This is a genomic window from Agromyces sp. CCNWLW203, assembly GCF_036576125.1.
Classification (GTDB): domain Bacteria; phylum Actinomycetota; class Actinomycetes; order Actinomycetales; family Microbacteriaceae; genus Agromyces.
Map to the genome: position 1 here is coordinate 1 of NZ_JAZHYX010000001.1, position 26,336 is coordinate 26,336.

24 protein-coding genes and 1 tRNA gene are annotated in these 26,336 nt (G+C 70.5%); 13 read left to right on the forward strand and 12 right to left on the reverse strand.

What is annotated here, in order from left to right:
• Positions 1-467 precede the first annotated feature (467 nt).
• From VPH61_RS00005 to VPH61_RS00015, 3 genes are read right to left on the reverse strand one after another with little or no spacing between them, the layout of a single operon-like run.
• Entirely contained in the window at positions 468-1,298 is an 831-nt protein-coding gene (locus VPH61_RS00005; protein WP_332061468.1) for an aldo/keto reductase, read from the reverse strand.
• 55 nt (positions 1,299-1,353) lie between these two features.
• The gene (locus VPH61_RS00010) at positions 1,354-2,139 is read right to left on the reverse strand and encodes a DUF1684 domain-containing protein (RefSeq protein WP_332061469.1); all 786 of its coding nucleotides are present in this window, start codon (positions 2,137-2,139) and stop codon (positions 1,354-1,356) included.
• Positions 2,140-2,184: 45 nt separating this feature from the next.
• Entirely contained in the window at positions 2,185-2,997 is an 813-nt protein-coding gene (locus VPH61_RS00015; RefSeq protein ID WP_332061470.1) for a CPBP family intramembrane glutamic endopeptidase, read from the reverse strand.
• Positions 2,998-3,101: 104 nt separating this feature from the next.
• Between VPH61_RS00015 and hrpA the strand changes: the two genes are divergently transcribed.
• Complete coding sequence (gene hrpA, locus VPH61_RS00020; protein WP_332061471.1) at positions 3,102-7,091, forward strand: ATP-dependent RNA helicase HrpA; 3,990 nt, start codon at positions 3,102-3,104, stop codon at positions 7,089-7,091.
• 34 nt (positions 7,092-7,125) lie between these two features.
• Here the strand turns inward: hrpA and VPH61_RS00025 are convergent, their stop codons facing one another.
• The 3 genes from VPH61_RS00025 to VPH61_RS00035 are packed head-to-tail and all read right to left on the reverse strand — an operon-like array spanning position 7,126 to position 9,826.
• Positions 7,126-7,941: an amino acid ABC transporter ATP-binding protein gene (locus tag VPH61_RS00025; RefSeq protein WP_442879030.1), complete on the reverse strand. Its 816-nt coding sequence runs from the start codon at positions 7,939-7,941 to the stop codon at positions 7,126-7,128.
• The gene (locus tag VPH61_RS00030; protein WP_332061472.1) at positions 7,938-8,933 is read right to left on the reverse strand and encodes an amino acid ABC transporter permease; all 996 of its coding nucleotides are present in this window, start codon (positions 8,931-8,933) and stop codon (positions 7,938-7,940) included. The genes VPH61_RS00025 and VPH61_RS00030 overlap by 4 nt, the downstream gene beginning before the upstream one ends.
• Entirely contained in the window at positions 8,933-9,826 is an 894-nt protein-coding gene (locus VPH61_RS00035; protein WP_332061473.1) for an ABC transporter substrate-binding protein, read from the reverse strand. The genes VPH61_RS00030 and VPH61_RS00035 overlap by 1 nt, the downstream gene beginning before the upstream one ends.
• Positions 9,827-9,970: 144 nt before the next feature.
• On the opposite strand from VPH61_RS00035, the gene VPH61_RS00040 reads away from it, so the two are divergent.
• The 8 genes from VPH61_RS00040 (at position 9,971) to VPH61_RS00075 (ending at position 17,171) form a co-directional block, all read left to right on the forward strand.
• A complete protein-coding gene (locus tag VPH61_RS00040) occupies positions 9,971-11,179 on the forward strand; it encodes an MFS transporter (protein WP_332061474.1) in 1,209 nt (402 codons plus the stop codon).
• A 40-nt stretch (positions 11,180-11,219) separates the two neighbouring features.
• Positions 11,220-12,053 (forward strand): aldo/keto reductase, encoded by an 834-nt coding sequence (locus tag VPH61_RS00045; protein WP_332061475.1) that lies wholly within the window; start codon positions 11,220-11,222, stop codon positions 12,051-12,053.
• Positions 12,054-12,141: 88 nt separating this feature from the next.
• Positions 12,142-13,110, forward strand: coding sequence for a DUF4349 domain-containing protein (locus tag VPH61_RS00050; RefSeq protein ID WP_332061476.1), 969 nt, complete (start codon positions 12,142-12,144; stop codon positions 13,108-13,110).
• Positions 13,111-13,119: 9 nt separating this feature from the next.
• Positions 13,120-14,280 carry an acyl-CoA dehydrogenase family protein gene (locus VPH61_RS00055; protein WP_332061477.1) on the forward strand — a complete coding sequence of 387 codons (1,161 nt, stop codon included), beginning with the start codon at positions 13,120-13,122 and terminating at the stop codon, positions 14,278-14,280.
• Positions 14,281-14,355: 75 nt separating this feature from the next.
• On the forward strand, positions 14,356-14,532 hold the full coding sequence (locus VPH61_RS00060; RefSeq protein WP_157376953.1) for a hypothetical protein: 177 nt from the start codon (positions 14,356-14,358) through the stop codon (positions 14,530-14,532).
• A 5-nt stretch (positions 14,533-14,537) separates the two neighbouring features.
• Positions 14,538-15,416, forward strand: coding sequence for a metal-dependent hydrolase (locus VPH61_RS00065; RefSeq protein WP_332061478.1), 879 nt, complete (start codon positions 14,538-14,540; stop codon positions 15,414-15,416).
• A 44-nt stretch (positions 15,417-15,460) separates the two neighbouring features.
• Positions 15,461-15,955, forward strand: a complete 495-nt coding sequence (locus tag VPH61_RS00070) for a cation:proton antiporter regulatory subunit (protein ID WP_332061479.1) — start codon at positions 15,461-15,463, stop codon at positions 15,953-15,955.
• Positions 15,956-15,965: 10 nt separating this feature from the next.
• A complete protein-coding gene (locus tag VPH61_RS00075) occupies positions 15,966-17,171 on the forward strand; it encodes a cation:proton antiporter (protein ID WP_332061480.1) in 1,206 nt (401 codons plus the stop codon).
• Positions 17,172-17,183: 12 nt separating this feature from the next.
• Here the strand turns inward: VPH61_RS00075 and VPH61_RS00080 are convergent, their stop codons facing one another.
• Positions 17,184-18,359, reverse strand: a complete 1,176-nt coding sequence (locus tag VPH61_RS00080) for an LLM class flavin-dependent oxidoreductase (protein ID WP_332061481.1) — start codon at positions 18,357-18,359, stop codon at positions 17,184-17,186.
• 177 nt (positions 18,360-18,536) lie between these two features.
• Here VPH61_RS00080 and VPH61_RS00085 point away from each other — a divergent pair, with 177 nt between their 5' ends.
• The gene (locus tag VPH61_RS00085; protein WP_332061482.1) at positions 18,537-19,190 is read left to right on the forward strand and encodes an NADPH-dependent F420 reductase; all 654 of its coding nucleotides are present in this window, start codon (positions 18,537-18,539) and stop codon (positions 19,188-19,190) included.
• A 148-nt stretch (positions 19,191-19,338) separates the two neighbouring features.
• Positions 19,339-20,034 carry a DNA alkylation repair protein gene (locus VPH61_RS00090; RefSeq protein WP_332061483.1) on the forward strand — a complete coding sequence of 232 codons (696 nt, stop codon included), beginning with the start codon at positions 19,339-19,341 and terminating at the stop codon, positions 20,032-20,034.
• 16 nt (positions 20,035-20,050) lie between these two features.
• Here the strand turns inward: VPH61_RS00090 and VPH61_RS00095 are convergent, their stop codons facing one another.
• On the reverse strand, positions 20,051-21,547 hold the full coding sequence (locus VPH61_RS00095; protein WP_332061484.1) for an MFS transporter: 1,497 nt from the start codon (positions 21,545-21,547) through the stop codon (positions 20,051-20,053).
• Between the two features lie 112 nt (positions 21,548-21,659).
• Between VPH61_RS00095 and VPH61_RS00100 the strand changes: the two genes are divergently transcribed.
• Both VPH61_RS00100 and surE read left to right on the forward strand, forming a co-directional pair.
• Positions 21,660-22,640, forward strand: coding sequence for a PfkB family carbohydrate kinase (locus tag VPH61_RS00100; protein WP_332061485.1), 981 nt, complete (start codon positions 21,660-21,662; stop codon positions 22,638-22,640).
• Complete coding sequence (gene surE / locus VPH61_RS00105) at positions 22,637-23,392, forward strand: 5'/3'-nucleotidase SurE (RefSeq protein WP_332061486.1); 756 nt, start codon at positions 22,637-22,639, stop codon at positions 23,390-23,392. The genes VPH61_RS00100 and surE overlap by 4 nt, the downstream gene beginning before the upstream one ends.
• 86 nt (positions 23,393-23,478) lie before the next feature.
• Here surE and VPH61_RS00110 read toward each other — a convergent pair.
• The 4 genes from VPH61_RS00110 to galU form a co-directional block, all read right to left on the reverse strand.
• Positions 23,479-23,551: transfer RNA gene (locus VPH61_RS00110), tRNA-Ala, on the reverse strand.
• Positions 23,552-23,614: 63 nt separating this feature from the next.
• Positions 23,615-24,661, reverse strand: coding sequence for a hypothetical protein (locus VPH61_RS00115; RefSeq protein ID WP_332061487.1), 1,047 nt, complete (start codon positions 24,659-24,661; stop codon positions 23,615-23,617).
• Positions 24,662-24,713: 52 nt separating this feature from the next.
• Positions 24,714-25,376 carry a GNAT family N-acetyltransferase gene (locus VPH61_RS00120; RefSeq protein WP_332061488.1) on the reverse strand — a complete coding sequence of 221 codons (663 nt, stop codon included), beginning with the start codon at positions 25,374-25,376 and terminating at the stop codon, positions 24,714-24,716.
• A 2-nt stretch (positions 25,377-25,378) separates the two neighbouring features.
• Positions 25,379-26,278 (reverse strand): UTP--glucose-1-phosphate uridylyltransferase GalU, encoded by a 900-nt coding sequence (gene galU / locus VPH61_RS00125; protein WP_332061489.1) that lies wholly within the window; start codon positions 26,276-26,278, stop codon positions 25,379-25,381.
• Positions 26,279-26,336 lie beyond the last annotated feature (58 nt).

Sequence of the window (26,336 nt, forward strand, 5' to 3'; positions counted from 1 at the left end):
AGATGTGAGCTGGGGTTCAATAAAATTGGCATTGAACATAGTGCACGCTGTTGAGTTCTCAAGGAACGGACGCACCCGAGTTTCAGTCTCATGACCTGCCCTCAGGGCAACCTACCTACCGTACCACTTCTTCTGCTGGACTCGATCACTCGATGTCATTCAGCTGCTGGGATCTTTCGATCTCTCAGGCTGTTTCAGCAGTTGTTCTCACAACAAGAACACGACCCGAAGATCATGTTCGTTCTGAAGTGGGGGTTTCATCTTAGGCTTGAAATCACCGAGTCGCAATGCGACTACGAGGCTATTTGGCTAAGAATCTCGCCGACTCGGGCGGGAAGCCTGACCTCTCAGCCGCTTTCCGCACCGCCGTGGCGATGAGTAAGAATTTACGCGGCTCCCGACATCCGGGCAAATCCGACGCGTAGTCCGGGCGTGTCGCTCGGGAACACGGGGATCCGCGGCATCCGTCAGTCGACGTCGTCGGGGTGGGAACTCACGCGGCCTTCGCGCTCGAGCGCCGTGATCGCCTGAACCTCGGCGTCGCTGAGCTCGAAGCCGAAGACGTCGAAGTTCTCGGCCATGCGCTCGCGACGGTTCGACTTCGGGAAGACGATGTGGCCGCGCTGCAGGTGCCAGCGGATCACGACCTGCGCCGGGCTCTTGCCGTGGGCCGCCGCGGCATCCGCGATCTCGGGCACTTCGAAGAGCGGGTACTTGCCCTGGCCGAGCGGCCCCCATGCCTCGATCGCGATGCCGAACTCCTCAGCGAACGCGGTCGTGGCCGGCTGCTGGTGCGCGGGATGGAGCTCGATCTGGTCGACCGCCGGCACGACGTCGGTCTCGGCGAGGAGCCGTTCGAGGTGCGGCACCAGGAAGTTCGAGACGCCGATCGATCGCGCCCGCCCGCTCTCGCGGATCTGCTCGAGCGCTTTCCAGGTCTCGACGTACCGGTCGCGCTTCGGCGAGGGCCAGTGGATCAGGTAGAGGTCGACGTAGTCGAGGCCGAGCCGCTCGAGGCTCGCGTCGAACGCATCGAATGCCGACTGCGTGCCCTGATCGTCGTTCCAGAGTTTCGTCGTGATGAAGAGCTCTTCGCGCGGCACGCCGGACTCGGCGAGCGCGGTGCCGACACCCGCCTCGTTGCCGTAGATGCGCGCGGTGTCGATGTGGCGGTAGCCCACCTCGAGCGCATCGCTGACGATGCGTACCGTCTCGGTGGGGTCGACCTTGAAGACGCCGAAGCCGAGCTGCGGGATCGAGTGGCCGTCGTTGAGCTGGATGCGTGGAACGGAAGTCATGCTTCATCCCACCATGGGCCGCGGCGTGCCGACAGGGCGGTTCGCTGCCCGCGAATCAGGCGGCGTCGATCTCGGCGTCGCGGGCAGCGCCGGCCTCGGCCATCGGATGCCGCGTGGCGAGCCGCTCCCCCGCGCGCAGCGCGACCGGCCAGCGGTTGCCGAGCGGCGGCAGCGGGCAGACGTACTCGTCGGAGAACGCGCACGGCGGCAGGTAGGCGCGATTGAAGTCGACGGCGACGGTGCCGTCGACGCCGGGTTCGGGCACGCGGATGAACCGGAAGCGGTAGCTCTCGCCGCCGCTCGTCGCATCGGCGAACACGGCCGAGAGGCCGTGATCGTCGCGAGTGACGGTGAGCACGAGGGGCACTCCGTCGATCTCGAGCTCGATCGTGCCGCCGAGCCGGTCGGTCGATTCATGTCCGTCGACGGAGGTCACGTCGAGCGTCGCCCCGTCGCCTGCGGGAGCGAATCGGCCGGTCACGACACGGTCACGCGATGGCGGGTACAGCTCGATGCCGACGAGCGACGTGCGGCTCGGGGCATCCGGGTCGATGACCCGCAGCGCGAGCGCGCCGTCACGCTCGAACGCGCGCAGGCGCACACCGTCGATGTCGTGCTCCTCGCCCGGCACGAGCCTCGTCACGACGCCGATCGGCAACGCATCACCGACGATCGCGGCCGGCTCGGCATGCCACCGACCGGGTGCGCCGGCGAACTCGGCGGGCTCGGTCGTGAGCCAATGGGTGTACCGAAGGGCCGCCGTGCCGTACGGCGCCGAGACCGCCCGCCAGCGCGACTCGCGCCACTCGCGGAAGGCTTTCTCGAACTCGTGCTCATCCATGCCGACACCGTAACCGCCGAGCGGCACCGACTCGAATCGCCGGCTTCAGGAAGCGAGCGCCGAGTCGGGCAGGAACAGCAGCACGAGCGCCGGCGCACTCGTCATGAGGTTGACGAGCAGGTGGGCGATGATGATCGGCATCAGCCGCCGCTGGCGATGCACGATGATGCCGGAACCGAGCCCCCAGACGAAGAAGGCGGCGAGGTAGACGAGCACGGCATCGGCGGTCGCCGCGTAGAACACGTGCTGCAAGGCGAAGATCGCGGCAGGCACGAGGATCGCCCAGACGGCGGGCCATCGGCGTTCGAGTCCCCACTGCGAGTAGCCGCGATAGATGAGCTCTTCTGCAGGTGCGTTCAGCGGGGCGAACGTCACGACCGAGACGATCGCGAGCACCGTCAGCCAGGCGCGGTTCAGGGGCGGAGCGGCATCCGCGTCGTAGAAGACCGTCTCGAAGTGCTCGAACATGGCACCGCCGTGGAGGGCGAACATCACGCCGAAGACCGCGAGGATGAACGGGAGCCAGAGCACCGAGAGCCAGAGCAGCCCCCAGAGCACGTCTCGACCGAAACGGCGCCACGAGAAGTCGATGAGGTCGCGGGCGCGCTGCCCCGATCGGTGCAGGGCCCGGCGCACGAGCACGATCGACAGCACGTTCACCGGCAGCATCGTCGCCGCGGCGAAGAGCATGCCCGGCGGGAAGGGTCCGGGCTCGGCCGTCGACGCGAGCGCGATCCAGGTCGCAACGGCCGCGAGGCCGACGAGCGCGACCCTGAGGAGCGGCAGTCCGAGGAGTGCCGCGATAGTGGGCTCGCGCGACGCGACGGGCGTGCTCGGTGCCTCGACCTCGGTCGACATGAAGGAGTTCTACCACGAGGTCGCCGCGGCCGCATTCGGATACGGAATGGGCGTAAGAGGGAGTTCTCGCACGAGGTCGCCGCGGCCGCATACGATGGAGGGCTGTGCTTGCCGCGATCACCTACCCCGCCGAGCTGCCCGTCTCCCGGCAGCGTGAGGAGATCGCGCGCGCCATCCGCGAGAACCAGGTCGTCATCGTCGCCGGCGCGACCGGCTCGGGCAAGACCACCCAGCTGCCGAAGATCTGCCTCGAGCTCGGCCGCGAATCGATCGGCCACACCCAGCCGAGGCGGCTCGCCGCCCGCACGATCGCCGAGCGCATCGCCGACGAGCTCGGCGAGGAGGTCGGCGGGGTCGTGGGCTACCAGGTGCGGTTCACCGACAAGGCGAGCGCATCGACGCGCATCAAGCTGATGACCGACGGCATCCTGCTGAACGAGATGCACCACGACCGGATGCTGCGCCGGTACGACACGATCATCATCGACGAGGCGCACGAGCGCAGCCTCAACATCGACTTCCTGCTCGGTTACCTGAAGCAACTGCTGCCGAAGCGCCCCGACCTGAAGGTCATCGTCACGAGTGCGACGATCGACCCCGAGAGCTTCGCCCGGCATTTCGCGGATGCTTCCGGCGAGCCGGCCCCGGTCATCGAGGTGTCGGGCCGCTCCTTCCCCGTCGAGATCAGGTACCGGCCGCTCGTGGCGGAGGATGCGGCGAGCGACGACCCCGACGAGTCGCCGTCGTCGAGCGGGCGTGCCCCGGCCGACGACAAGGACTACCTGCAGGGCATCATCGAGGCGCTCGACGAACTCGATCGGGAACCCCGCGGCGACGTGCTGGTCTTCCTCTCGGGCGAGAACGAGATCCGCGACGCCGAGGAGGCCGTGCGCGGGCACTACTCGGGCCGCGGCCCTTCGACACGCTCAGGGAACGGAACGACCGAGGTGCTGCCGCTCTACGGACGCCTGTCGGCGGCCGACCAGCATCGCGTGTTCCAGCCCTCGACGGTCGCCGGCGTGCGCCGCCGGATCGTGCTGGCGACGAACGTCGCCGAGACGAGCCTCACGGTGCCGGGCATCAAGTACGTGATCGATGCCGGCACCGCACGCATCAGCCGATACTCGGTGCGCTCGAAGGTGCAGCGACTGCCGATCGAGGCGATCTCGCAAGCCTCGGCCAACCAGCGCTCCGGGCGATCGGGCAGAACGAGCGACGGCATCGCCATCCGCCTGTACTCCGAGGATGACTTCGGACGGCGTCCGGAGTTCACCGAGCCCGAGGTGCTGCGCACGAACCTCGCCGCGGTCATCCTGCAGATGATCTCGCTCGGACTCGGCGACATCGAGGCGTTCCCGTTCCTCACCCCGCCCGACGCGCGCGGCGTGAAGGACGGCGTCGACCTGTTGCGCGAGCTCGGGGCGATCGACGCGTCGACCGGGGGCGGGCCTCGACTGACGAAGGTCGGCCGCGCGCTCGCGAAGCTCCCGATCGAACCCCGTTTCGGTCGCATGGTCGTCGAGTCGAAACAGCACGGCGTGAGCCGCGAGGTGCTCGCGATCGTCGCCGGCCTCACGATCCAGGATCCGCGCGAGCGCCCGCTCGAGCGACGACAGCAGGCCGACGAGCAGCACGCCCGCTTCGCCGACCCGACGAGCGACTTCATCACCCTGCTGAACCTGTGGAACCACCTCGAGACGCAGCAGCGCGAACTCGGCTCCAGCGCGTTCCGGCGCATGTGCAAGAACGAGTTCCTGAACTACCTGCGCGTGCGCGAATGGAACGACGTCTACCGTCAGCTCCGCCAGACGGCGCGCCCGCTCGGACTCGAGATCGACGACAAGAAGGCAGGCGCCGCCCCCGACGCGGACCTCATCCACAAGTCGCTGCTCGCCGGCCTCCTCAGCCACATCGGCCTGAAGGACTCCCCTGCGAGCACGACCCAGTCGGGCACCCGCGGCGCCGCGGCATCCGGTGGGCGAAAGCCCAAGGGCGAGTACCTCGGCGCCCGGCAGTCGCGCTTCCTGATCTTCCCGGGCTCCGCGCTCGCGAAGAAGCAGCCCGACGCGATCATGAGCGCCGAACTCGTCGAGACGAGCCGGCTGTTCGCACGCATGAACGCGGCGATCGACCCGGCATGGGCCGAACCGCTCGCCGGGTCGCTCCTGAAGCGCAGCTACAGCGAGCCGCACTGGGAGAAGCGGCAGGGCGCGGCCGTCGCGTACGAGAAGGTGACCCTCTACGGGGTGCCGATCATCGCCCGTCGTCGCATCCAGCTCTCCCGCGTCGACCAGGCGTACGCGCGCGAGCTCTTCCTCCGCCACGCGCTCGTCGAGGGCGACTGGCCGAACGACATCCGCCGCGACCGGCTCTTCGACTTCGACCGGAAGAACCGCAAGCTCCGCGCCGAGCTCGAGGCCGTCGAGGAGCGCAGCCGCCGGCGCGACATCCTCTTCGACGACGAGGCCGTCTTCGAGTTCTACGACGCGCGGATCCCCGCCGACGTCACCTCGACCCGGCTCTTCGAGACCTGGTGGCGCGGCGCGAAACAGGAGTCGCCCGAGCTGCTGACGATGACGGCGGAGGCACTCGCCCCCGAAGACGCGCCCGTGATCGACGAGGGCGCGTTCCCGCCCAGCTGGCAGCAGGACGATCAGACGCTGTCGCTCCGCTATCGCTTCGAGCCCGGGGCATCCGACGACGGCGTCACCGTGCAGGTGCCGCTCGTGCTGCTCGCACGGCTCCGCCCCGAAGGATTCGACCGGCAGGTCCCCGGCCTCCGCACCGAGCTCGTCACCGCGATGATCAAGGCGCTGCCGAAGGTGATCCGGCGCAACGTCGTTCCGGCGAACGACTGGGCCGCGAAGATCGTCGCAGAGCTCGGCGAATCGGATACTCCGACGGACCTGTCGTTCGCCGACGAGGTCGCCGCCGTGATCAAGCGACTGACGCACACCCCCGTGACGGGCGCCGACTTCGCCATGGACCGGATTCCCCCGCACCTGCTGATGTCGTTCCGCGTCGTCGACGGGCGCGGCAAGCAACTCGCCGTCGGCAAGGACCTGCGGGCGCTGCAGGCGCAACTCGCCGACCGGGCCCGCGACGCCGTCGCCGACACCTTCGCGGCGCCCTCTCGCGGCGAGCGCGGGCCTCGCGGGCCTCGTCAGGTCGACGGCCCAGTCACGCCCGGCTCGATCGCCGCGGCCGCCGAACCGCCGGGCGCCGGCATCGAGCGCAGCGGCCTCACGAGCTGGGACTTCCCCGAGCTGCCGAAGTTCGTCGACACGACGGTCGGCGGCAACCGGGTGCGCGCCTACCCCGCGCTCATCGACGACGGCACCGCCGTGAACATCCGGCTGCTCGCGACGCCCGAGGAACAGGCGCGGGCCATGCCCGGCGGCATCCGTCGCCTGCTCATGCTCGCGACGCCGTCGCCGGTCAACTACGTGCAGCAGCACCTCACCGGCAACGAGAAGCTCGTGCTCGCGACGAGCCCGTACCCGAGCACGAGCGCGCTCTTCGCCGACTGCCTCGTGGCCTGCGTCAACGATGTGCTCTACCGCGTGAAGGACGACGGCATGCTCTTCACGAAGCTCGAGTTCGACACCGTGCGCGACCGCGTCTCGGGCGTCGTCATGGACACGATGTTCGAGACCGTCGGCCTCGTCGCCCGCACGCTCACCGCGCTCCGCAGCGCGGAGAAGGCCGTGAAGTCGGCGACCAGCATGGCGCTGCTGCCGGCTCTCGGCGACGCCAAGGAGCAGCTCGCCGGACTCGTGTTCCCGGGCTTCGTCTCACGGACCGGTCTCGAGCGGCTCCGCCACGTGCCCCGCTACCTCGAGGGCGTCGCGATGCGCGTCGGCAAGCTCGCCGACAACCCGGGGCGCGACCGGGTGTGGATGAACGAGGTGCAGACCGCCCTCGCCCGCTTCGCCGATGCGGGCGGCACGATCCCGCTGGCACCGGATGCCCCGGCGAACGTCGTGCGAGCCCGCTGGCTCATCGAGGAGCTGCGCATCAGCCTGTTCGCGCAAGAGCTGCGCGCGGCCGAGAGCGTCTCGCTCCAGCGCATCACGAAGCTGCTGCAGGGCTGAGCCTGGCTTCGACAGGCTCAACCCGCAGCGACTGCTAGAGCACCTTCGAGAGGAACGCCTGCGTGCGCGCGTGCTGCGGGTTCGCGAGCACCTCGCGCGGATCGCCCCTCTCAACGACGACCCCGCCGTCCATGAACACGAGCGTGTCGGCGACCTCGCGGGCGAAGCCCATCTCGTGCGTGACGACGATCATCGTCATGCCGGTCTTCGCGAGCTCCTTCATGACGTCGAGCACCTCGCCGACGAGCTCGGGGTCGAGCGCCGACGTCGGCTCGTCGAAGAGCATGAGCTTCGGATCCATCGCGAGCGCGCGTGCGATCGCCACCCGCTGCTGCTGCCCGCCCGAGAGGTGGGCGGGGTAGTAGTCGGCGCGCTCCGCAAGGCCGACGCGCGCGAGCAGCTCGTGGGCACGTGCCTTGGCCTGCGACTTCGAGACTCCCTTCACCTGCGTGGGCGCCTCCATGACGTTCTCGAGGGCCGTCATGTGCGGGAACAGGTTGAACCGCTGGAACACCATGCCGATGTCGCGGCGCTGCTTCGCGGCATCCTTCGGATGCATCTCGTACAGCTTGTCGCCGACCTCGCGGTAGCCGACGGGCGAGCCGTCGACCGAGAGGCGGCCCGACGAGACCTGCTCGAGGTGGTTGATGCAGCGGAGGAACGTCGACTTGCCGGAACCCGAGGGGCCGACGAGGCAGAGCACCTCGCCGCGCCGGACCTCGAGCGAGATGTCTTTCAGCACCTCGTTGGAGCCGAAACTCTTCGAGACGTGCTCGGCGAGCACCATCGGCGCAATGCCCTGCGCAGCCGCACCGCCCGCGCCGGCGGGGGTCGTCGTCTGTTCGCTCATCGAGCGTCTCCTCCGTGCTTGGCGGCGATCGAGGTCTCGGCGATCTCGGCGTCGACCGCACTCATCGCGCCGGTGACCGGGCCGGGGCCTGTGTCGGGCCGTACGCCGACGCCGCGGGCGAAGCGCTTCTCGAGGAAGTACTGGCCGACCATCAGCACCGAGGTGATCGCGAGGTACCAGATCGACGCGACGATCAGGAGCGGAACCGGTGCGAAGATGGCGGCCGCGATGTCGCGCTGGCGCATGTACAACTCGAGCGTGAACGGGATCGCCGAGACGAGCGAGGTCGTCTTCAGCATCGAGATGACCTCGTTGCCGGTGGGCGGGATGATCACGCGCATCGCCTGCGGCAGCACGATGCGCCGCATCGTGGTGCCCCACCCCATGCCGAGTGCTGTGGCCGCCTCGTGCTGCCCGGAGTCGACCGACAGGAGACCGGCGCGCACGATCTCGGCCATGTACGCCGATTCGTTGAGCGCGAGGCCGATGACGGCGAGCCAGAAGGCGTTGAGCAGCAGGTCTGTGGGGAAGGAGACCCACGGTTCCATGAACGGCACGCCGAGGTCGATCGAGGTGTAGATGGTCGACAGCAGCCCCCAGAAGACGAGCTGCACGTACACCGGGGTGCCGCGGAAGACCCAGAGCCAGACCCACGCGATCGACTTCAGCACGGGGTTCGGCGACTGCCGCATGACCGCGAGGAGGACGCCGAGCACGACGCCGATGATCATCGAGAGCACCGTGAGCAGCAGGGTGAATCCCGCCGCCTGCGAGATGCGCTGATCGAAGAGGTACTGGCCGACGGTCGGCCAGTCGAAGGCCTCGCGCTGTGCGGCGTCGATGACGAAGACGGCGACGACGGCGAGCAGCAGCACGGCGACGACGATGCGCCACGGATGCCGCAGCCGCACGACCTTCGTCGGAAGCGGGGCGGCCGCGGGGCCGCCCGCCGGCGCGGGCGTCGTCGCCCGGCCGGAGGACGTGTCGTTCATCAGGTGCCCGCGTTGATCTCGATCGTGTCGACGGCGCCGGACTCGACGCCCCACTCGGCGAGGATGTCGCCGTAGGTGCCGTCGTCGATGAGCGACTGCATCGCGGCCTGGACGGCCGCAGCGAGCTCGGAGCCCTTCTCCACCGGGAAGCCGTACGGTGCGGAGTCGAACACGTCGCCGGCCGCCTCGAGCTTGCCGTCGGTCTGCGCGATCGCGTAGCCGGTGACCGGGGAGTCGGCGCTCATGGCGTCGGCCTGGCCGAGCACCACGGCGTTCGCCGCGGCGTCCTGCGTGTCGAACGGCGTGATCTCGATCGCGGGCTTGCCGGCGTCGGTGCACGCCTGGCTCTTCGCGGGCAGCTCGTCGGTGTGCTCGTAGGTCGTGGCCTGCACGGCGACCTTCAGGCCGCACGCGTCGTCGGGGTCGACCGTTGCGCCGGCAGGTGCCGCCCAGAGGATGCCGGCTTCGTAGTAGTCGACGAAGTCGACCTGCTTCTGGCGCTCGGCGTTGTCGGTGAAGCTCGACATGCCCATGTCCATGGTGCCGCCGGTGATCGACGGGATGATCTTGTCGAAGCTCGCGATCTCGTACTGGATCTCGAGGCCGAGCTTCGCGCCGAGCGCGTCGACGAGCTCGACGTCCCACCCGATCGGGTTGCCGTCGGCGTCTTTGTACTCGTTGGGCGGGTAGGCGGCGTCGGTGCCGACGACGAGCGTGCCGGAGTCGGCGATCTCGGCGGGCAGCAGGGCCGCGGCGGCCTCGTCGACCGCGATCGCGGGGGCCGAGGAGTCGGTGGTCGATTCGCCGCCACCGGTCGTGTTGTCGACACAACCGGTGAGGAGGAGTGCCGCGGCCGCAGCCACGGTCGGGATGAGCAGGCGTCGGGAGTGCATGTTGGAGAACCTCTGTCGTTGCAATGGAGATCGACGACGAAGCCAATGGCTCCGTCGCCGTTACGGAATGAGCCTACGTCACGAGCGGCACGCGGGATTCGGCGCCGAGATCACGATCCGGCCGTCGATAGAGTTGGTGGCACCGTGGGAAGCTACTCCGAACTGCTCAGAACCTCGGGCGTCGCTCGCATCATCGCCGCCCAACTGACCGCGCGCTTCCCGTCGGGCATGCTCTCGCTCGCGTTCCTGCTGCACGTCGAGCAGCAGACGGGCTCCTACGGCTCCGCCGGGCTCGTGCTCGCCGCGACCTCGATCGGCCAGGCGGTCGCCGGCCCGCTCACGAGCCGCCTGATGGGCCGGCTCGGAATGCGGCCGGTGCTCATCGCCACCCTCGTGGTCTGCGTCACGGCCATCGTCGCGATCGGCGTGCTGCCACTCACAGTGCCGCTCTACATGGCGATCGGCCTCATCGCCGGTCTCGCGAACCCGCCCGTGCAGCCCGCGGTGCGCACGATCTACCCGAAGATGGTGAACTCGCGCCAGCTCACCCCGCTGTTCTCTCTCGACGCCTCGGCGCAGGAGATCATCTGGGTCGTCGGACCCGTCGTCACGACGTTCGTCGCGATCCAGGTCGGCACCGTCTGGGCGATCCTCCTCGCCGCCGTGCTCATGGTCATCGGCGGCATCTGGTTCATCTCGTCGCCCGAGCTCGGCCGTGTGCGCATCCCGCGGTCGAAGCGGCGCTTCGGCGTCGTGCTCGGGCGACCGCCCGTGCTGCTCGCGACGGTCGTCGGGTTCCTCCTCATCGGCGCCTGCGCGGCCATCGAGGCCGGCGTCGTCGCGGTGTTCGGCCACGACGGAGCCGAGGCGGGCATCGTGCTCGCGATCTTCTCGGTGGGATCCCTCGCCGGCGGCCTCTTCCTCGGGCACGTGCCGATCGGCCCGTGGTCGACGGCCCGCCGAATGTTCATCGTGTTCGCGGGCACGGCGCTCGCGGCCGGCCTCATGGACTTCTGGTGGCTCTCGATCACCCTCTTCATCGCGGGCATCGGCATCGCCCCCGCCCTTGCCGTGCTCTTCGCGATCGTCTCGGCGAGCGTGAAGTTCTCGGACACGGCGGAGGCCTACGGGTGGGTCGGCACCGGCCAGCTCATCGGCGCCGCCCTCGGCTCGGCGCTCGCGGGCTTCCTCATCGACAGCAACGGCCCGCAGGGCGCGTTCTGGGCTGCCGCGGCCCTCGCCTTCCTGGGGTTCCTCGTGCCGATGCTCGGGCGCCGCTGGCATCCCGACCTGCGCGGCCGTGACGCGAGCCCGATCCCCGACACCGAGGCGGTGCCGGTGCAGCCGAGCTGACCGGTCCGCCCCGACCACACCGCCGAAAGAGAAGCACCGGATGTCACGACCACTCGCCCCCGCACCCCGACTGCCGCTCGCTGACGGCTCGAGCATCCCGCAGCTCGGCTACGGCCTCTACAAGGTGCCCCCAGCGGATGCCGCGCGCCTCTGCCTCGACGCGATCGACGCGGGCTACCGGCACCTCGACACCGCGGCCTTCTACGGCAACGAGCGCGAGGTCGGCGAGGCGGTGCGCGCATCGGGTCTCGCGCGGGGCGAGCTGTTCGTGACGAGCAAGGTGTGGAAGGACGACAACGGCTACGACAGCGCGCTGCGCGCCTTCGACGAGTCGATGCGGCGGTTCGCGCTCGATCGGCTCGACCTCTTCCTCATCCACTGGCCCGTGCCATCGACCGATCGCTACGTCGACACGTGGCGAGCGCTCATCCGCCTTCGCGACGAGGGCCGGGTGAGTTCGATCGGGGTCTCCAACTTCCACGCGCACCACATCGAACGGCTCGTCGCCGAGACCGGCGAGTCACCCGTCGTGAACCAGGTGGAGCTGCACCCGTGGCTGCCGCAGGCCGCGCTCCGCGAATTCGGCACCGCCCGAGGCATCCGCACCGAAGCATGGTCGCCGCTCGCTCGCGGCCGCGTGCTCGGCACGCCGCTCCTCGACGAGCTGGCCGCGAAGCACCGGCGGAGTCCGGCGCAGGTCGTGCTGCGCTGGCACGTGCAGCTCGGCAACATCGTGATTCCGAAGGCAAGTCGCCCGGAACGCATCCGCGAGAACCTCGACGTCTTCGACTTCGAGCTCGACGCCGACGACCTCGCGGCGATCGCCTCGCTCGACAGCGGCGAGCGCACCGGTCGAGACCCCGACGACGACTGAGACCGGGCGGCGGAGCGACATCCGATCGTGACCCGACTCCCAGCGGAGTTCCAGACATCTGCTCCCGCACCGGGAATACGGTGAGCGCATGAGACGACGACTCGCACCGACGGCCGCCGTTGCGGCCGCGCTCACCGCGCTCCTCCTCGCCGGTTGCACGGCCGGCCAGAGCTCGTCGACGGTCGAACCCGGCGGCATGGTCGAGGAGATCACTCCCGACGCGCCGCAGTCGTTCGAGGGCAGCGGCGACGCCGGCACCGACGCCGGCACCGACGCCGACGTCGACTTCATCACCACCGGCCGCATCGCGATCACCGTCGACGACCCGATCGACGCGGCGGAGCAGGCCGCTGGGATCGCGGATGCCGCAGGCGGACACGTCGACAGCCGCAACGAGACGCCCGGCACCGACACCCAGACGCCGAGCGCCCGGCTGACGCTCCGCATTCCGGCGGGCGAGCTCGATGCCGCGGTCGCGGAGCTCCGCGAACTCGGCACCGTCACCTCGGTGTCGATGGACTCGACCAACGTCAGCGCGCAGCGCCGTGACCTCGACGCGCGCATCGCTGCGCTGTCCGCCTCGATCGAGCGCCTGCGCGAGCTGCTCGGCACCGCGACGTCGATCGCCGACCTCATCACGATCGAGTCGGAGCTCACGACCCGCCAGGCCGAGCTCGACAGCCTGACGCTGCAACGCGACTCGCTCGTCGACCAGGTCGACTACTCGACGCTCAGCGTCGAACTCGTCACCGAGGAACAGGCTCCCGCCGCCGTGCCCGGCGACTTCTGGAGCGGCCTCGCCGCCGGCTGGGGTGCGCTCCTCGTCTTCGGTGCCGGGCTCAGCGTCGTGATCGGCGTGATGCTGCCCTGGCTCCTGGCGGCCGCCCTCATCGCCGCGATCATCGTCGTCATCGTGCTGGCGTCGACACGACGGCGACGGGCACGCCGAGCGGATGCCGCGGCATCCGTCACCCCGCAGACGACGGAGCAGACATCGCCGACGACCGAGCCGGCACCGCCTGTCGCTCCCCCGCACGACCGGGCGCCCGAGGCGTAGTCTGGCGGCGTGACCACGCCCGAGACCCTGCTGCACGACGAGCTGCTCGAACGATTCCGCGAACGCGCCGCCCGATACGACCGCGACAACGTCTTCTTCGACGAAGACCTCGCCGAACTCCGCGAGAGCGGCTATCTGACGGCCCTCGTGCCCGCCGAGCTCGGCGGTCTCGGGTGGACGTTCGGCGACGCCGTGCGCGGCCAGATGCGCCTCGCCGGCGCAGCGCCGGCGACCGCGCTCGCGGTCAACATGCACCTCGTCTGGACCGGCGTCGCCAAGGTGCTGCGCGACCGCGGCGACGACTCGCTCGACTTCGTGCTGCGCGAGGCGGGGGCCGGCGAGATCTTCGGCTTCGGCATCAGCGAGGCCGGCAACGACCTCATGCTCTTCGGCTCGCGCACGGTCGCCGAGCCCCAGACCGGCGGCGGCTACCGCTACACGGGACGCAAGATCTTCACCTCGCTCTCGCCCGCGTGGACGAGGCTCGGCACGATGGGCCTCGACACGGCCTCCCCCGACGCACCGAAGCTCGTCTACGGGTTCATCGACCGCGAGGACCCCGACGTACGCATCCTCGACGACTGGGACACGATGGGCATGCGGGCGAGCCAGAGCCGCACGACCGTGCTCGACGGGGCGTTCGCGGCATCCGACCGCATCGTGCGCCGGCTCGACCCCGGGCCGAACGCCGACCCGCTCATCTTCGGCATCTTCGCGAACTTCGAACTGCTGCTCGCCTCGGTGTACGCCGGCATCGGCGATCGCGCCCTCGACCTCGCCGTCACGGCGGCGCGGCGGCGCACTTCGATGAAGAACGGCGGCGCACCGCTCTCGCAGGACCCCGACATCCGCTGGCGCATCGCCGACGCCGCACTCGCGCAGGAGGCCATCGCCCCGCAGCTCCTCGCGATCGCGCGCGACCTCGACGAGCTCGTTGACCACGGCGCGTTCTGGTTCGCGAAGCTCGTCGGCGTCAAGGTGCGGGCGACCGAGACGGCGAAGCTCGTCGTCGACCAGGCCGTGCGCGTCTCGGGCGGCTCGACCTACTTCGCCGGCTCCGAACTCGGTCGCCTCTACCGCGACGTGCTCGCCGGCATCTTCCACCCGTCCGACGACGAGTCGGCGCACTCGACGGTCGCGAACGCCTGGCTCGGCCCGATCGAGGCGTGAGCCCGCGTTCGGGTGCGCCCGACCGGTAGACTCGACCGGGCGGCGCGGACCGCCACCGCAACTCTGGAGGTCGTTGTGAACGTCGTCACTTTCCTCATCTCGCTGGGGCTCTTCGTCTTCGGCATGTGGCTCATGGGCACGGCACCCGTGATGACCGAGTTCCAGGCGCCGGTCTTCTTCGGCGGCATCATCGCCGTGGCGCTCTCGCTCGCGATCCCGTTCCACCTCCTCGGTCGCAGCGACGGCGTCTGAGCGAAGTGCTGCCCGCTCGCGACACGCTCGTCACCTACCCCGACGGCGCCCTCGAGGCCGACACGGTGGTGCTTCACGTCGCACCGACCGCTGACGGACTCATCGCCGTCGTCACCGAGGCGACGAGCTTCCACCCGGTCGACGCGGCCTGGCCCGACCAGCCGGCCGACTCCGGCTCGCTGACCGTCGGCACGGCCGAGCTGCCCATCGTCGACGCCGTCGTCGCGGCGACCGACGGCACCGGGTTCTTCCTCGGCGGCGACATCCCGGTACGCAAGGGCACCGAGGGCTGGTCGTTCCTCGTCGCACACCTCGTCGCGGGCGACGCCGAGATCGCCGAGGGCGACTCCGTGAGCGTGCGAGCGGATGCCTCGGCGCGCCGCGCCCTCTCGATCGGCCACACGGCCTGCCACGCGGCATCCCTCGCCCTGAATGCGGCGCTCGCCGGCAACTGGTCGAAGGCCGCACGCGAAGACGCGCTCGGCGCCCCCGACTTCGACGGCATCGCGATCGCGTCGAGCCGCATCGTGCCGAACGGCTCGGTCGACGTGTACCGCCTGAACAAGTCGCTGCGCCGTGCCGGGTTCGACACGGCCTCGCTCGCGGCCGACGGGCTCGGCGAGCTCGCGGCATCCGTCACCGCGACGATCGCCGAATGGGCCGCCGCAGGCGTGCCCGTGCGCATCGATCGCGACGGCAACGGCCTCACCGACCGCCGGTACTGGGTCGCCGAACTGCCCGCCGGTACCGCGAGCATCGCGTGCGGCGGAACGCACGTCGGCTCGCTCGCCGAACTCGGCGAGGTGCGGGTCGAGCTCGAGGCGGGCGACGACGCCGGCACCCCCGTGCTGACGATGCGCACGCACGCCGCACCGCCGCGCTGAGCACGAGGGCCGGCACACCCCCGCGCGGGGTTACGATGGCGGACGTGGGTATACGCATCGAGAAGGTCGACCTGCCCGGCATCGGCATTCGACACGACCTCGTCACCGAGAGCGGCCGGCGCATCAGCGTCGTCTCGCACCGTGACGGCGAACGCGACCTCGGGGTCTTCGACCAAGACGACCCCGACGCCTGCCGCGACTCCATCCCGCTGAACGACGACGAGGCCGCCGCCCTCGCCGACGTGCTCGGCGCCTCGGTCATGCTGAGCCGTCTCACGAGCCTCTCCGACGAGACGGCGGGCCTCTTCACCGAGCAGATCGCGCTGCCGACGGATTCGCCCTACCTGAACCGCACGCTCGGGGCCACGAAGGCCCGCACCCGCACGCACGCCTCGATCGTGGCCATCGTCCGCGACGGCGCGATCATCCCCTCGCCCACGCCTGCGGAGACGCTGCGCGCTGGAGACGTCATCGTCGTCGTCGGAACACGTGAAGGACTCGACGGAGTAGCCCGGCTGCTCGCCAACGGCCCCGACTGAGGCCGGGCGAATGCACGAGACCACGCTGCTCCTCATCGAAGTCGGCGCGCTGCTTCTCGGAATGAGTCTGCTCGGGCGCCTCGCGCTGGCCTTCGGCATCTCGCCGATCCCGTTCTACCTCGTGCTCGGCCTCGCCTTCGGCGAGGGCGGGCTCATCGCCCTGGACGCGAGCGAGGAGTTCTTCCAGACCGGCGCCGAGATCGGCGTGATCCTGCTGCTCGCGCTCCTCGGCCTCGAGTACACCGCGTCCGAGCTCTTCGGCAGCCTCAAATCGGCGCGCACGGCCGGGCTCGTCGACGCGGCCCTCAACGCTTTGCCGGGTGCTGCCCTGGCGCTGCTGCTCGGGTGGGGTCCTGTCGCCGCCGTCGCCATGGCGGGCGTGACCTGGGTGTCGTCGTCGGGCGTCATCGCGAAGCTCCTGCGCGACCTCGGCCGGCTCTCCAACCGCGAGACGCCGTCGATCCTCGCGCTGCTCGTCATCGAGGACCTCGCGATGGCGTTCTACCTGCCCGTGCTCTCGGCGCTCGTGGTCGGAATGAGCCTCATGCAGGGCGCCGTCTCGGTCGCGATCGCGGTGAGCGTCGTCGCGGTCATCCTCTACGTGGCCCTCCGGCACGGGCACATCGTCTCGCGCCTCTTCCCGGCCGATCACTACGAGCCGCTGCTCCTCGGCGTACTCGGTCTCACGATGCTCGTCGCGGGTCTCGCGGCCGAGGTGAGCGTGTCCGCGGCCGTCGGCGCGTTCCTCGTCGGCATCGCCCTCTCGGGACGGGTCGCCGCCAACGCGAGCCAGGTGCTCACGCCGCTCCGCGATCTCTTCGCCGCGATCTTCTTCGTCTTCTTCGGGCTCACGACCGACTCCTCGGCGCTGCTGTCGATGCTGCCCGCGGCGCTCGCCCTCGCCCTCGTGACGATCATCACGAAGCTCATCACGGGCTCCTACGCCGCGCGCCGCGCCGGGGTCGGCACGCTCGGCCAATGGCGCGCCGGACTCTCGCTCGCCCCCCGAGGCGAGTTCTCGATCGTCATCGCGGGCCTCGCGGTGGGGTCGGGCGTCGTCGCCCCCGAACTCGCACCGCTCGCAACGGCCTACGTGCTCATCACGATCGTCGCCGGCACCTTCCTCGCGCGCGTGCCCGACGCCCTCTGGTTCCGCGCGGCGGTGCGCCGGCGACGCACGGCGGCGGGGGCGAGCCCCGTGCCGCCCGCGGTCTGAGGGCCCGCCGGTTCAGTCGATCGGGTGATCTGCGGATGCCGCGGCATCCGCTCGATCGGCCGCGGCAAGGTCGGAGGCGCTGCGCTCGGAACCGCTGCGCTCGGAGTCGCCGAGGTCGGCGACGGCCGCGAGTTCGGCGTCAGCAGCGTCTGCGGCGGCGAGCAGCTGCTTGACGCGCGGCACGACCTCGGTGGCGTAGAGCTCGATGCTGCGCATCATCGCCGCGTGCGGCAGCGCCCCGTTGGAGTACTTCATGTCGAAGCGGGTGGCCCCGATCGCACGCATGGCGTCGGCGATCTTCACCGCGACCCGTTCGGGCGAGCCCGCGTAGAGGGCGCCGTTCGGCCCGGCCTCGCCCTCGAAGTGGTCGCGGTCGACCGCTCCCCAGCCGCGCTCGCGCCCGATGCGGTCGATGCTGACCTTGTAGTGCGGCCAGAGCGTGTCGAGCGCCTCGGCGTCGGTCTCGGCGATGAACCCGGGCGAATGGATCGCGATGGGCTGGAGCGGGTGGCCGAACTGGTCGAGCGCGCGCCGATAGAGGTCGGCGAGCGGGGCGAAGCGAGCGGGGCTGCCGCCGATGATCGCGAGCACGAGCGGGAGCCCGTAGTGGGCCGCGCGCACAACGGACTCGGGGCTGCCGCCGACGCCGACCCACGTCTTCAGGCGACCGTGCTCGACAGGCGGGAAGACGAGCTGGTCGGTGAGCGGCGAGCGGAGCTGACCGCTCCACGTGACGGGCTCCTGCGGCAGGAGGGCGGAGAACAGGTTGAGCTTCTCCTCGAAAAGCTCCTGGTACTGGTTCAGCTCGAAGCCGAACAGCGGGAAGGACTCGATGAAGGAGCCGCGACCGAGGATGACCTCCGCCCGGCCGTTCGAGAGCCCGTCGAGCGTCGCGAAACGCTCGAAGACGCGCACGGGGTCGTCGGAGCTCAGCACCGTGACCGCGGAGCCGAGGTGGATGCGCTCGGTGCGACCGGCGATCGCGCCGAGCACGACCTCGGGTGCGGAGACCGCGAAGTCGACGCGGTGGTGCTCGCCGAGGCCGAAGAAGTCGAGGCCGAGCCGGTCGGCGGCAACGGCCTCCTCGACGACGTCGCGCAGCACCTGGGCGTGCGGCAGCAGCCTGCCGTCGGCTCCGGCCGTCACGTCGCCGAAGGTGTCGACCCCGAATTCGTACCGCTCAGACATCCCGATCCTTTTCCGTACTTCCATGCATCTGCATGCATCACTCGGAACCACCGTCGGGACGAGACTATTCCCCGCTTGCCGACGAGCGCACGACCGGGAATGCCGACCGGAGCATCCGCGTTCATTTGCATGAGGACGCATCGATCTGATGGGTCGCAGGGATGGGAGAATCGGAACGTGACGGATCGGCCGGTCATCGGAATCTACGGCGCGGGCAAGGTGGGCACAGCCCTCGCCCGCCTCCTCGTGGCCGCCGGGCATCGCGTGCTCATCGCCGGCTCACCGCGCCAGACGAGCCTCGACCTGCTCGTCGGCGTCGTCGCGCCTGGCGCAGAGGTGACCTCCCCCGACGACCTCGCCGCCACCGCCGACGTCATCATCGTCGCCGTGCCGTTCGGCAAGGCCGGCACCGTGCCGTGGCACGCCTTCGACGACCGCATCGTCGTCGACGCGATGAACTACTGGCCGCCCGTCGACGGCAACATCGCCGAGATCGACGCCGACCCGCGCACCACGAGCGAGATCAACGCGGCACGCAACTCGCGCGCCCGCGTCGTGAAGTCGCTGAACCACCTCGGCTACCACGAGATGGAGGACGACAGCATGGCGGCCGGCTCCCCCCTGCGCCGTGCGCTCGCCGTCGTCGGCGACGATGCAGAGGCCCGCGCCGTCGTCGCCGAGATCATCGACGAACTCGGATTCGACCCTGTCGACGGCGGCGACCTCCGCCACGGCGTCGCGCTCGAACCCGGGCACCCGGCCTTCGGCCGCGAGCTCTCGGCCGCCGAGCTCGCCGCGCTGCTCACGCCCGCCGTGCACCTCGCCGCCTGAGTCGGGGCGCGAGCCGCGGCATCAGCTCGCTACCTTCAACCTGTCTGACCGGCGCGAGCCGCGGCATCCGCTCGCTACGCTGAACCCGACGGATCGGCGCGAGCCGCGAAATCCGCTCGCAATTGTGAACCCGTCGACGGGAGGCGCGATGACCAGAGCCGGAGACCTCATCGCCGCCCTCGAGGCGCTCGCGAGCGACGAGGAGCGAGAGAAGTACACCCGGTACTTCCCGCCAGACCCCGAGGCCCCGTTCATCGGGGTGCGCATGGGCGCCGTGTTCGAACTCGCGAAGACCGCACTCGAGCTGCCGGCCGACGAGCTCGAGGCGCTGCTCGAACAGCCCACGCACGAGGTGCGCGCCCTCGCGTGCAGCATCATGGGCAAGAGCGCGGCACGGCCGAAGACGAGCCCGTCACGGCGCGACGAGCTGTACGAGCTCTACCTGCGCCGCCACGACCGCATCGACCAGTGGGATCTCGTCGACCTCGCCGCGCGCGACGTCGTCGGCGGGTACCTGCTCGACCGCGACCGATCGGTGCTCGCCGGCCTCGCGGCATCCGAGTTCTGGCCCGAACGCCGCACCGCGCTGGTCGCGACCTTCGCCTTCCTCCGTCGCGGCGAACTCGACGACGCCTACGAGCTCGCCGAGACGCTCGCCGACGATCGGGAACCGCTCGTGCAGAAGGCGCTCGGCTGGGTGCTGAGAGCCGCCGGCGATCACGACCGACCCCGGCTCACCGAATTCGTCGAGCGGCACGCCGCGACGATGCCGCGGGTCGCGCTGCGCGCCGCGATCGAGCACTACGACAAGCCCGAGCGGGCGCGCATCCTCGCGATCCGCTGAGTCGCGCACCCGTAACTCAGGCCGCGCCCTCAGCCGGGGCCTCGCCGAGCGCGCTCCGCCGACGCCCGCGCGCCCCGAGGTCGAGCACGCCGATCGCGAAGGCCACGGCGATGAGCACGGCGACCGCGATCATGCCCATGGCGTAGGCGTCGCGATAGACCGACAGGTCGGGCTCACCGCTCGACTCGCGGTAGATGGTCGAATAGAACAGCGACAGGGTGATCGCCGTGCCGATCGCCGTGCCGATGCGCTGGCCGAGCTGGCCGACCGAGCCGGCGAGACCGCCCTGCTTGACCGGCACGTCGGCGAGCGCGAGCGTCTGGTTCGGCGAGATGACGAACCCGCCGCCCGCGCCGCTGAAGATCATGGCGACCGCGATCGCCCACGGCGTCAGCTCGGGCGCGGTCGCGAATACGGCGAGCACGGACAGCCCGGTGCCGACGAGCAGCAACACGAGGCCCCAGACGACGAGCGGACGACCCACCCGGTTCACGAGGTTGCCGCCGATGTACGAGGTCACCGCGCTCACGAGCGCGAACCCGATCGTCACCATGCCCGCGTAGACCGCCGCGAGGCCGAGGCCGTGCTGCAGATAGAGCGTCGTCAGCAGGAACATGGGCGGAAGCGCGGCGAAGTACACGCTCGAGAGCGCGGTGCCGTTGCGATACGAGCTGATGCCGAAGAGCGCGAGCGGCACGAGCGGATGCCTCCCGCTCGCCGCATATCGCCGCTCCCACACGAGGAACGCGGTGAACGCGAACACGAAGATCACGAGCACCCACCACCGGGCGGGGTCGTCGTCGGGCGAACCGGTCGTGAAGAGGAACGGCCACATGAGCGACACCACGCTGATGCCGAAGAGCCCGATGCCGATGGGGTCGAGCGACAGGGGCTTGCCCGACGGATGCCGCGTGAGCGGGAGCAGCCAGATCGCCAGCACGATCGCGGCGAGCGCGAGCGGCACGTTGATCCAGAAGATCCCGCGCCATCCGTCTTCTGGGCCGCCGATCGCGATCATGAGCCCTCCGAGGGTCGGACCGAACGCGGTCGCGAGGCCGATGGTCGCTCCGAAGAGGCCGAACGCCTTGCCGCGCTCCTTGCCGTGGAAGAGCTCCTGGATGAGGCCGAGCACCTGCGGCATCTGGATGCCGGCGGCGACGCCCTGCAGCAACCGCGCGATGAGCAGTACCGTCGCGTTCGGCGCGAGCGCCGCGATGCAGCTCGTAAGCGTGAACAGGCTGAGGCCGACGATGAAGAGCGTCTTGCGGGAGCGCTGGTCGCCGATGCGGCCGGCCGGCACGAGCGTCAGGCCGAAGGTGAGCACGTAGCCCGCGACGATGAGCTGGAGCTCGGTCGAGCCCGCGTCGAACGCCTCCTCGATGGCGGGCAACCCGACGTTGACCTTCGAGAGATCCATGATCGTGAGCGCCGCCACGGCCACGCACACCCAGTACGCGCGCCAACGGTGGGCTTCGGAGACGGGAATCGATCGGGTGGCCGGCGCGTCTGACATCCGTTCCACCATACGCCTCGGCGCGGCATGATAATCGCTCGCCGCTGGGAGGTGAAGCCCATGGCGGCGCCACTCGGTCGGCCGTATCCTCGGAGCCCGAGGAGGTGGTCGCATGCCGCGGGTGCTGATCTTCGCTCCGTCGCCGCTGCTGACCGTGACCGTCGAGGGCGACGCGAGCGGCACCGACCTGCACGTGCACGCCGGGGGGCAGGGCGTCTGGCAGTCGCGGATGCTGCAGACCCTCGGCGCCGAGGTGGCGATCTGCGGGGTGCTGACCGGAGAGTCCGGTCGGGTCGTGCGGCACCTGCTCGAGGACGACGACCTGACCGTGCACGCCGTGCACCGGGAGGGCCGTGGCGGCGCCTACGTGCACGACCGTCGAAGCGGCGAACGGGTCGAGATCGTCGAGATCGCGGGCGACCCGCTCTCCCGGCACGAACTCGACGAGTTGTACACGCTGACGATCCGCGAGGCGATGACCGCCGACCTTGTACTGCTCAGCGGCCCAGTCGGCGATGAGGTGCTGCCCGACGACGTCTACCGCCGCCTCGCCTCCGACCTCACTGCGGCCGGGCGAACGGTCGTGGTCGACCTGGCCGGCGGGCGACTCGCGGCGGCGCTCGATGGCGGGGTGCGGCTCGCGAAGGTCAGCGACGCCGAGCTCGAAGAGGCGGATGCCTCGGCCGGCACGTCGGTCGACGGGCTGATCGCCGCGGCGAGCCGACTGAGGGACGCCGGCGCCCGGAGCGTCGTCGTGACCCGAGCAGGCCACCCCGCGATCCTCGTCGACGGAGACGAGGTGTCCACCGTGCAGGCGCCCGTGATGGAGGCGGTCGACCCGACCGGCGCCGGCGACTCGTTCACGGCGGCACTCGCCGCCTCGCTCGCGGCCGGCGACTCGCTGCACGAGGCGGTCGCCCTGGCGGCAGCGGCGGGAGCGCTCAACGTCACAAGGCACGGTCTCGGCACGGGCGACGGCGAGGCGATCCGCCGTCTGAGCACGCAGGTCGAGATCGTCCGGGCCGGTCGCGAAGACGGCGAACAACTCTCCCCCGACGATCTCGCGGGGCGCCTCGAGGTCGACGAGCGATGACCGCCGTGCTCGTCACGAACGACGACGGCATCGACTCGCCGGGGCTGCACGTGCTCGCCGCCGCGGCGATCGAGGAGGGTCTCGACGTCGTCGTCGCGGCCCCGTGGTCGCAGTCGAGCGGCAGCAGCGCCTCGATCACGGGCGCCGAGGCGGACGGCCGAATCCACATGGAGCGTCGCACCATCGCGGGCCTCGACGTCACCTGCTTCGCCGTGCGAGCAGCGCCCGCGCTCATCGCCCTGATCGCCTCGCACGGGGCGTTCGGCCCGGCTCCCGAACTCGTGCTCTCGGGCGTGAATCGCGGCGCGAACATCGGCCGGGCGATCCTGCACTCCGGCACGGTCGGCGCCGCGCTCACCGCCGGGGCCAACGGCTCTCGCGGGCTGGCCGTCTCGCTCGACGTCGGCATCGATCCCGACGTCTGCCACTGGGCGGCGGCGGCCGACGCCGCGCGCACGCTGCTTCGGGGACTGCTCGGTGCACCGCCGGGCACGGTGCTGAACCTCAACGTGCCGAACGCCGCCGACGCCGGTGACCGGCCGCACCGAACCGCGACCCTGGCCCCCTTCGGTATCGTGCAGACCACCGCCGCCGAGCACGGGGAAGGCGAGGTGCGACTGACCGTCGCCGACCTGACCGGCGAGCAGGATCCGCAGAGCGATGCGGCGCTGCTCCTCGCAGGCCACCCGACGCTCACCTCGATCACGGGCATCGGCGAGACGGCGCCGCCCGACGGCGTTTCGAGTGCCTGAGCGTCGCTGCTTCCGAGCTGGAGACGCGGGCCCGCAACACCGCGAAACGAGAAATGCCCCGCCTGACGGCGGGGCATTCTCTGCGGTGGACCCTAGGAGATTCGAACTCCTGACCTCCTCGATGCGAACGAGGCGCGCTACCAACTGCGCCAAGGGCCCGAGCGAGAAAAAGCTTATCATCCCGGAGTCGGTGGTTCGGACCACCGGCATCACTCGGCCCGGTCAACCGGCCTGGCGTCGCCGGCGCAGGACCGCGTCGAGATCGCCGAATCCCGGCTGCGCCTCCTCGATGATGCCCATGCGCGCATACGGGCTGGCCGCGGCGTCGGCGCGCGCTTGCGTGCCGGCCCGCCCGTGAGCAGCAGCAGGCGCGGACGCTGCCGCGGGAGCGATGACGGGCAGCTCGGGCTCGAGCTCAGCCGCGCGACGGGCGATGTCGTCGCCGACCTCTGCGCGCTTCAGCTCGGCGGCCGCGTCGATGGACGCCATCGCCATCGCGGCGATCGTGCCCCGCGAGAGGTGCAGCGGCTTCGGGAGCGGCTGCGGCACCCAGCCGTCGGCCTGCGACTCGGGCTCGACGAGGTCGATGGGCTCGAACGGAGCCGCTTCGACGACGGGCACGGGCCGCGCCGCGACCGGCACCGCCGGTCGCACCCGCGCGAGCCTGACCAGGCCCGCGAACGCGAGCGCCATGCCGAGCGCACCGATCGCCGGGGCGATGAGCGACGCACCGAACGACGCAGCGACCACCCCGCCGATGACGGTCAGCAGGGAGATGAGCAGCACGAGCGAGCAGAGGGCCCGCCCGCGGCGCAGACGCTTGCGGGCGACGGCGTTCGTTGCGGTGCGAACGACCGGGATGGTCGTGGTCGACGACTCGACCGGCGGGATGATCGCGATCGGCTCGGTCGCGGCGGCGGCCGCGGCGAGCACGACGCCCACACGGAGTCGCGCGGCATCCACCGCCCCTTCGGCGGCCCAGCGCTCGGCGAGCGCCTCGCGCTCCTCCGCCTCGGCCGTGAGCCGGGCCGTCGCCTCGCGCTGCTGCAGGATGCGCTGCTGGGCGGCGACCTCGCGGGCCGTCGCCTCGACCCTCACGGCCTCGGGCGTCTCAGCCGTCTCGGCGAGGATGCGAAGGGTCTGCTGGAGCCGCACGGCGTTGCGTTCGGTGGCCAGGTACTGGCGACGACGCAGCCAGTTCGGCAGGAGGTACGCGATCCACAGCGCGGCCGCCACAGCCACGAGCAGTCCCCCACCGATCACGTCCATGGGACAACGCTAGGTCACTGCATGCCTTCGGGCGTACTCGTGGCCCGCGTGTTCACCGATCGGGCAGTCGCAGCGGGTGAGCGGATGCCTCGAGGTCGTCGTCGCTCACCCGCGCGACGCCCTCGGGCACGAGTCCGTCCCGCCATCGCCGGAGCACCCCGCGCGGCACCTCCTCCGTCACGAGCGCGAACGAGAAGTGGTCGCTCCAGACGCCGTTGATGTGGATGAAGCGCCGGCGGAGGCCCTCGTAGCGGAAGCCGAGCTTGTCGACCACCCGCAGCGACGGCGCGTTCTCGGGGCGGATGCAGATCTCCATGCGATGCAGCCGCAGCGTGCCGAAGCAGTAGTCGGTGGCGAGGGCCACGGCCGTCGGGGTGATGCCGCGCCCCGCGACATCCTGCGCGACCCAGTAGCCGATCGTCGCCGACGACAGCGAGCCGTACGCGATCGACGAGACGTTCAGCTGGCCGACCAGCCGGCCCTGGACCTCGATGACGAACGGGAGCGCGTGCCCGCTGCGCGCGTGCGCCAGCAGGTTGCGGATGCTCCCCCGCGTGTCGATGACCCCGCCGCCGCCCGGGTAGGTCGCCTCCCACTGCCGGAGCCACCCGCGGTTCTCGAGCAGCACACGCTCGAGGGGCTTCGCATCGCGGACGCGGATGGGTCGCAGCGTGACGTCACCGTCTCGCAGGGTGGGCACGGCGACTGCGGGCATTCTCAGACTGTATCGAGTCCTGCCGCGTACTCGATGAGCCACGGGCGGAGATCGGGCCCGAGGTCGTCGCGATCGGCGGCGAGCTGGATGACCGCCTTGATGTAGTCGAGCTTGTCGCCCGTGTCGTAGCGGCGCCCGCGGAACACCACACCGTACACGCCGCCGGTGCCCTCGACGTCGCCGGCCATCGTCATGAGCGCGTCGGTCAGCTGGATCTCGCCGCCCTTGCCGGGGGGCGTGTGCTCGAGGACGGCGAACACCTCGGGCTTCAGCACGTAGCGGCCGATGACCGCGTAGTTCGACGGCGCGACCTCCTTCGCGGGCTTCTCGACGAGACCCGTGATGCGCACGACGTCGGGGTCGTCGGTCGCCTCGACCGCCGCGGCGCCGTAGAGGTGGATGGAGTCGGGATCGACCTCGAGGAGCGCCACGATCGAGGCGTCTCGTGCGCCCTGCTCCTCGAGCATGCGCGTCAGCAGCGGGTCGCGGGCGTCGATGATGTCGTCGCCGAGCAGCACGGCGAACGGCTCGTTGCCGACGTGCATGCGCGCGCGCAGCACCGCGTGGCCGAGGCCGAGCGGGTCGCCCTGGCGCACGTAGTGCATGTCGGCGAGGTCGGTCGACTCGTTGACCTTCGCGAGCTTCGCGGTGTCGCCCTTCGCCTCGAGGGTGGCCTCGAGCTCGGCGACGCGGTCGAAGTGGTTCTCGAGGGCGTTCTTGTTGCGCCCCGTCACCATGAGCACGTCGGTCAGGCCGGCCTCGACCGCCTCCTCGACGACGTACTGGATGGCCGGCCGGTCGACCACCGGGAGCATCTCCTTCGGCATCGCCTTCGTCGCAGGGAGGAAGCGGGTGCCGAGCCCGGCTGCCGGGATGACGGCCTTGGTGATCCGTTGAGTCATGCGACCCAGCGTACCGGCCGCCCCTCCGAGGCGTCCCGGCCGCATCCGCCTAGGATGT

Excerpts from the sequence above, each read along its gene's own strand:
- VPH61_RS00005 (WP_332061468.1), bottom strand. The coding sequence starts at position 1,298 with ATGACTTCCGTTCCACGCATCCAGCTCAACGACGGCCACTCGATCCCG.
- VPH61_RS00010 (WP_332061469.1), bottom strand. The coding sequence starts at position 2,139 with ATGGATGAGCACGAGTTCGAGAAAGCCTTCCGCGAGTGGCGCGAGTCG.
- VPH61_RS00015 (WP_332061470.1), bottom strand. The coding sequence starts at position 2,997 with ATGTCGACCGAGGTCGAGGCACCGAGCACGCCCGTCGCGTCGCGCGAG.
- VPH61_RS00025 (WP_442879030.1), bottom strand. The coding sequence starts at position 7,941 with ATGAGCGAACAGACGACGACCCCCGCCGGCGCGGGCGGTGCGGCTGCG.
- VPH61_RS00030 (WP_332061472.1), bottom strand. The coding sequence starts at position 8,933 with ATGAACGACACGTCCTCCGGCCGGGCGACGACGCCCGCGCCGGCGGGC.
- VPH61_RS00035 (WP_332061473.1), bottom strand. The coding sequence starts at position 9,826 with ATGCACTCCCGACGCCTGCTCATCCCGACCGTGGCTGCGGCCGCGGCA.
- VPH61_RS00045 (WP_332061475.1), top strand. The coding sequence starts at position 11,220 with ATGTCACGACCACTCGCCCCCGCACCCCGACTGCCGCTCGCTGACGGC.
- VPH61_RS00050 (WP_332061476.1), top strand. The coding sequence starts at position 12,142 with ATGAGACGACGACTCGCACCGACGGCCGCCGTTGCGGCCGCGCTCACC.
- VPH61_RS00075 (WP_332061480.1), top strand. The coding sequence starts at position 15,966 with ATGCACGAGACCACGCTGCTCCTCATCGAAGTCGGCGCGCTGCTTCTC.
- VPH61_RS00080 (WP_332061481.1), bottom strand. The coding sequence starts at position 18,359 with ATGTCTGAGCGGTACGAATTCGGGGTCGACACCTTCGGCGACGTGACG.
- VPH61_RS00090 (WP_332061483.1), top strand. The coding sequence starts at position 19,339 with ATGACCAGAGCCGGAGACCTCATCGCCGCCCTCGAGGCGCTCGCGAGC.
- VPH61_RS00095 (WP_332061484.1), bottom strand. The coding sequence starts at position 21,547 with ATGTCAGACGCGCCGGCCACCCGATCGATTCCCGTCTCCGAAGCCCAC.
- VPH61_RS00100 (WP_332061485.1), top strand. The coding sequence starts at position 21,660 with ATGCCGCGGGTGCTGATCTTCGCTCCGTCGCCGCTGCTGACCGTGACC.
- surE (WP_332061486.1), top strand. The coding sequence starts at position 22,637 with ATGACCGCCGTGCTCGTCACGAACGACGACGGCATCGACTCGCCGGGG.
- VPH61_RS00115 (WP_332061487.1), bottom strand. The coding sequence starts at position 24,661 with ATGGACGTGATCGGTGGGGGACTGCTCGTGGCTGTGGCGGCCGCGCTG.
- VPH61_RS00120 (WP_332061488.1), bottom strand. The coding sequence starts at position 25,376 with ATGCCCGCAGTCGCCGTGCCCACCCTGCGAGACGGTGACGTCACGCTG.
- galU (WP_332061489.1), bottom strand. The coding sequence starts at position 26,278 with ATGACTCAACGGATCACCAAGGCCGTCATCCCGGCAGCCGGGCTCGGC.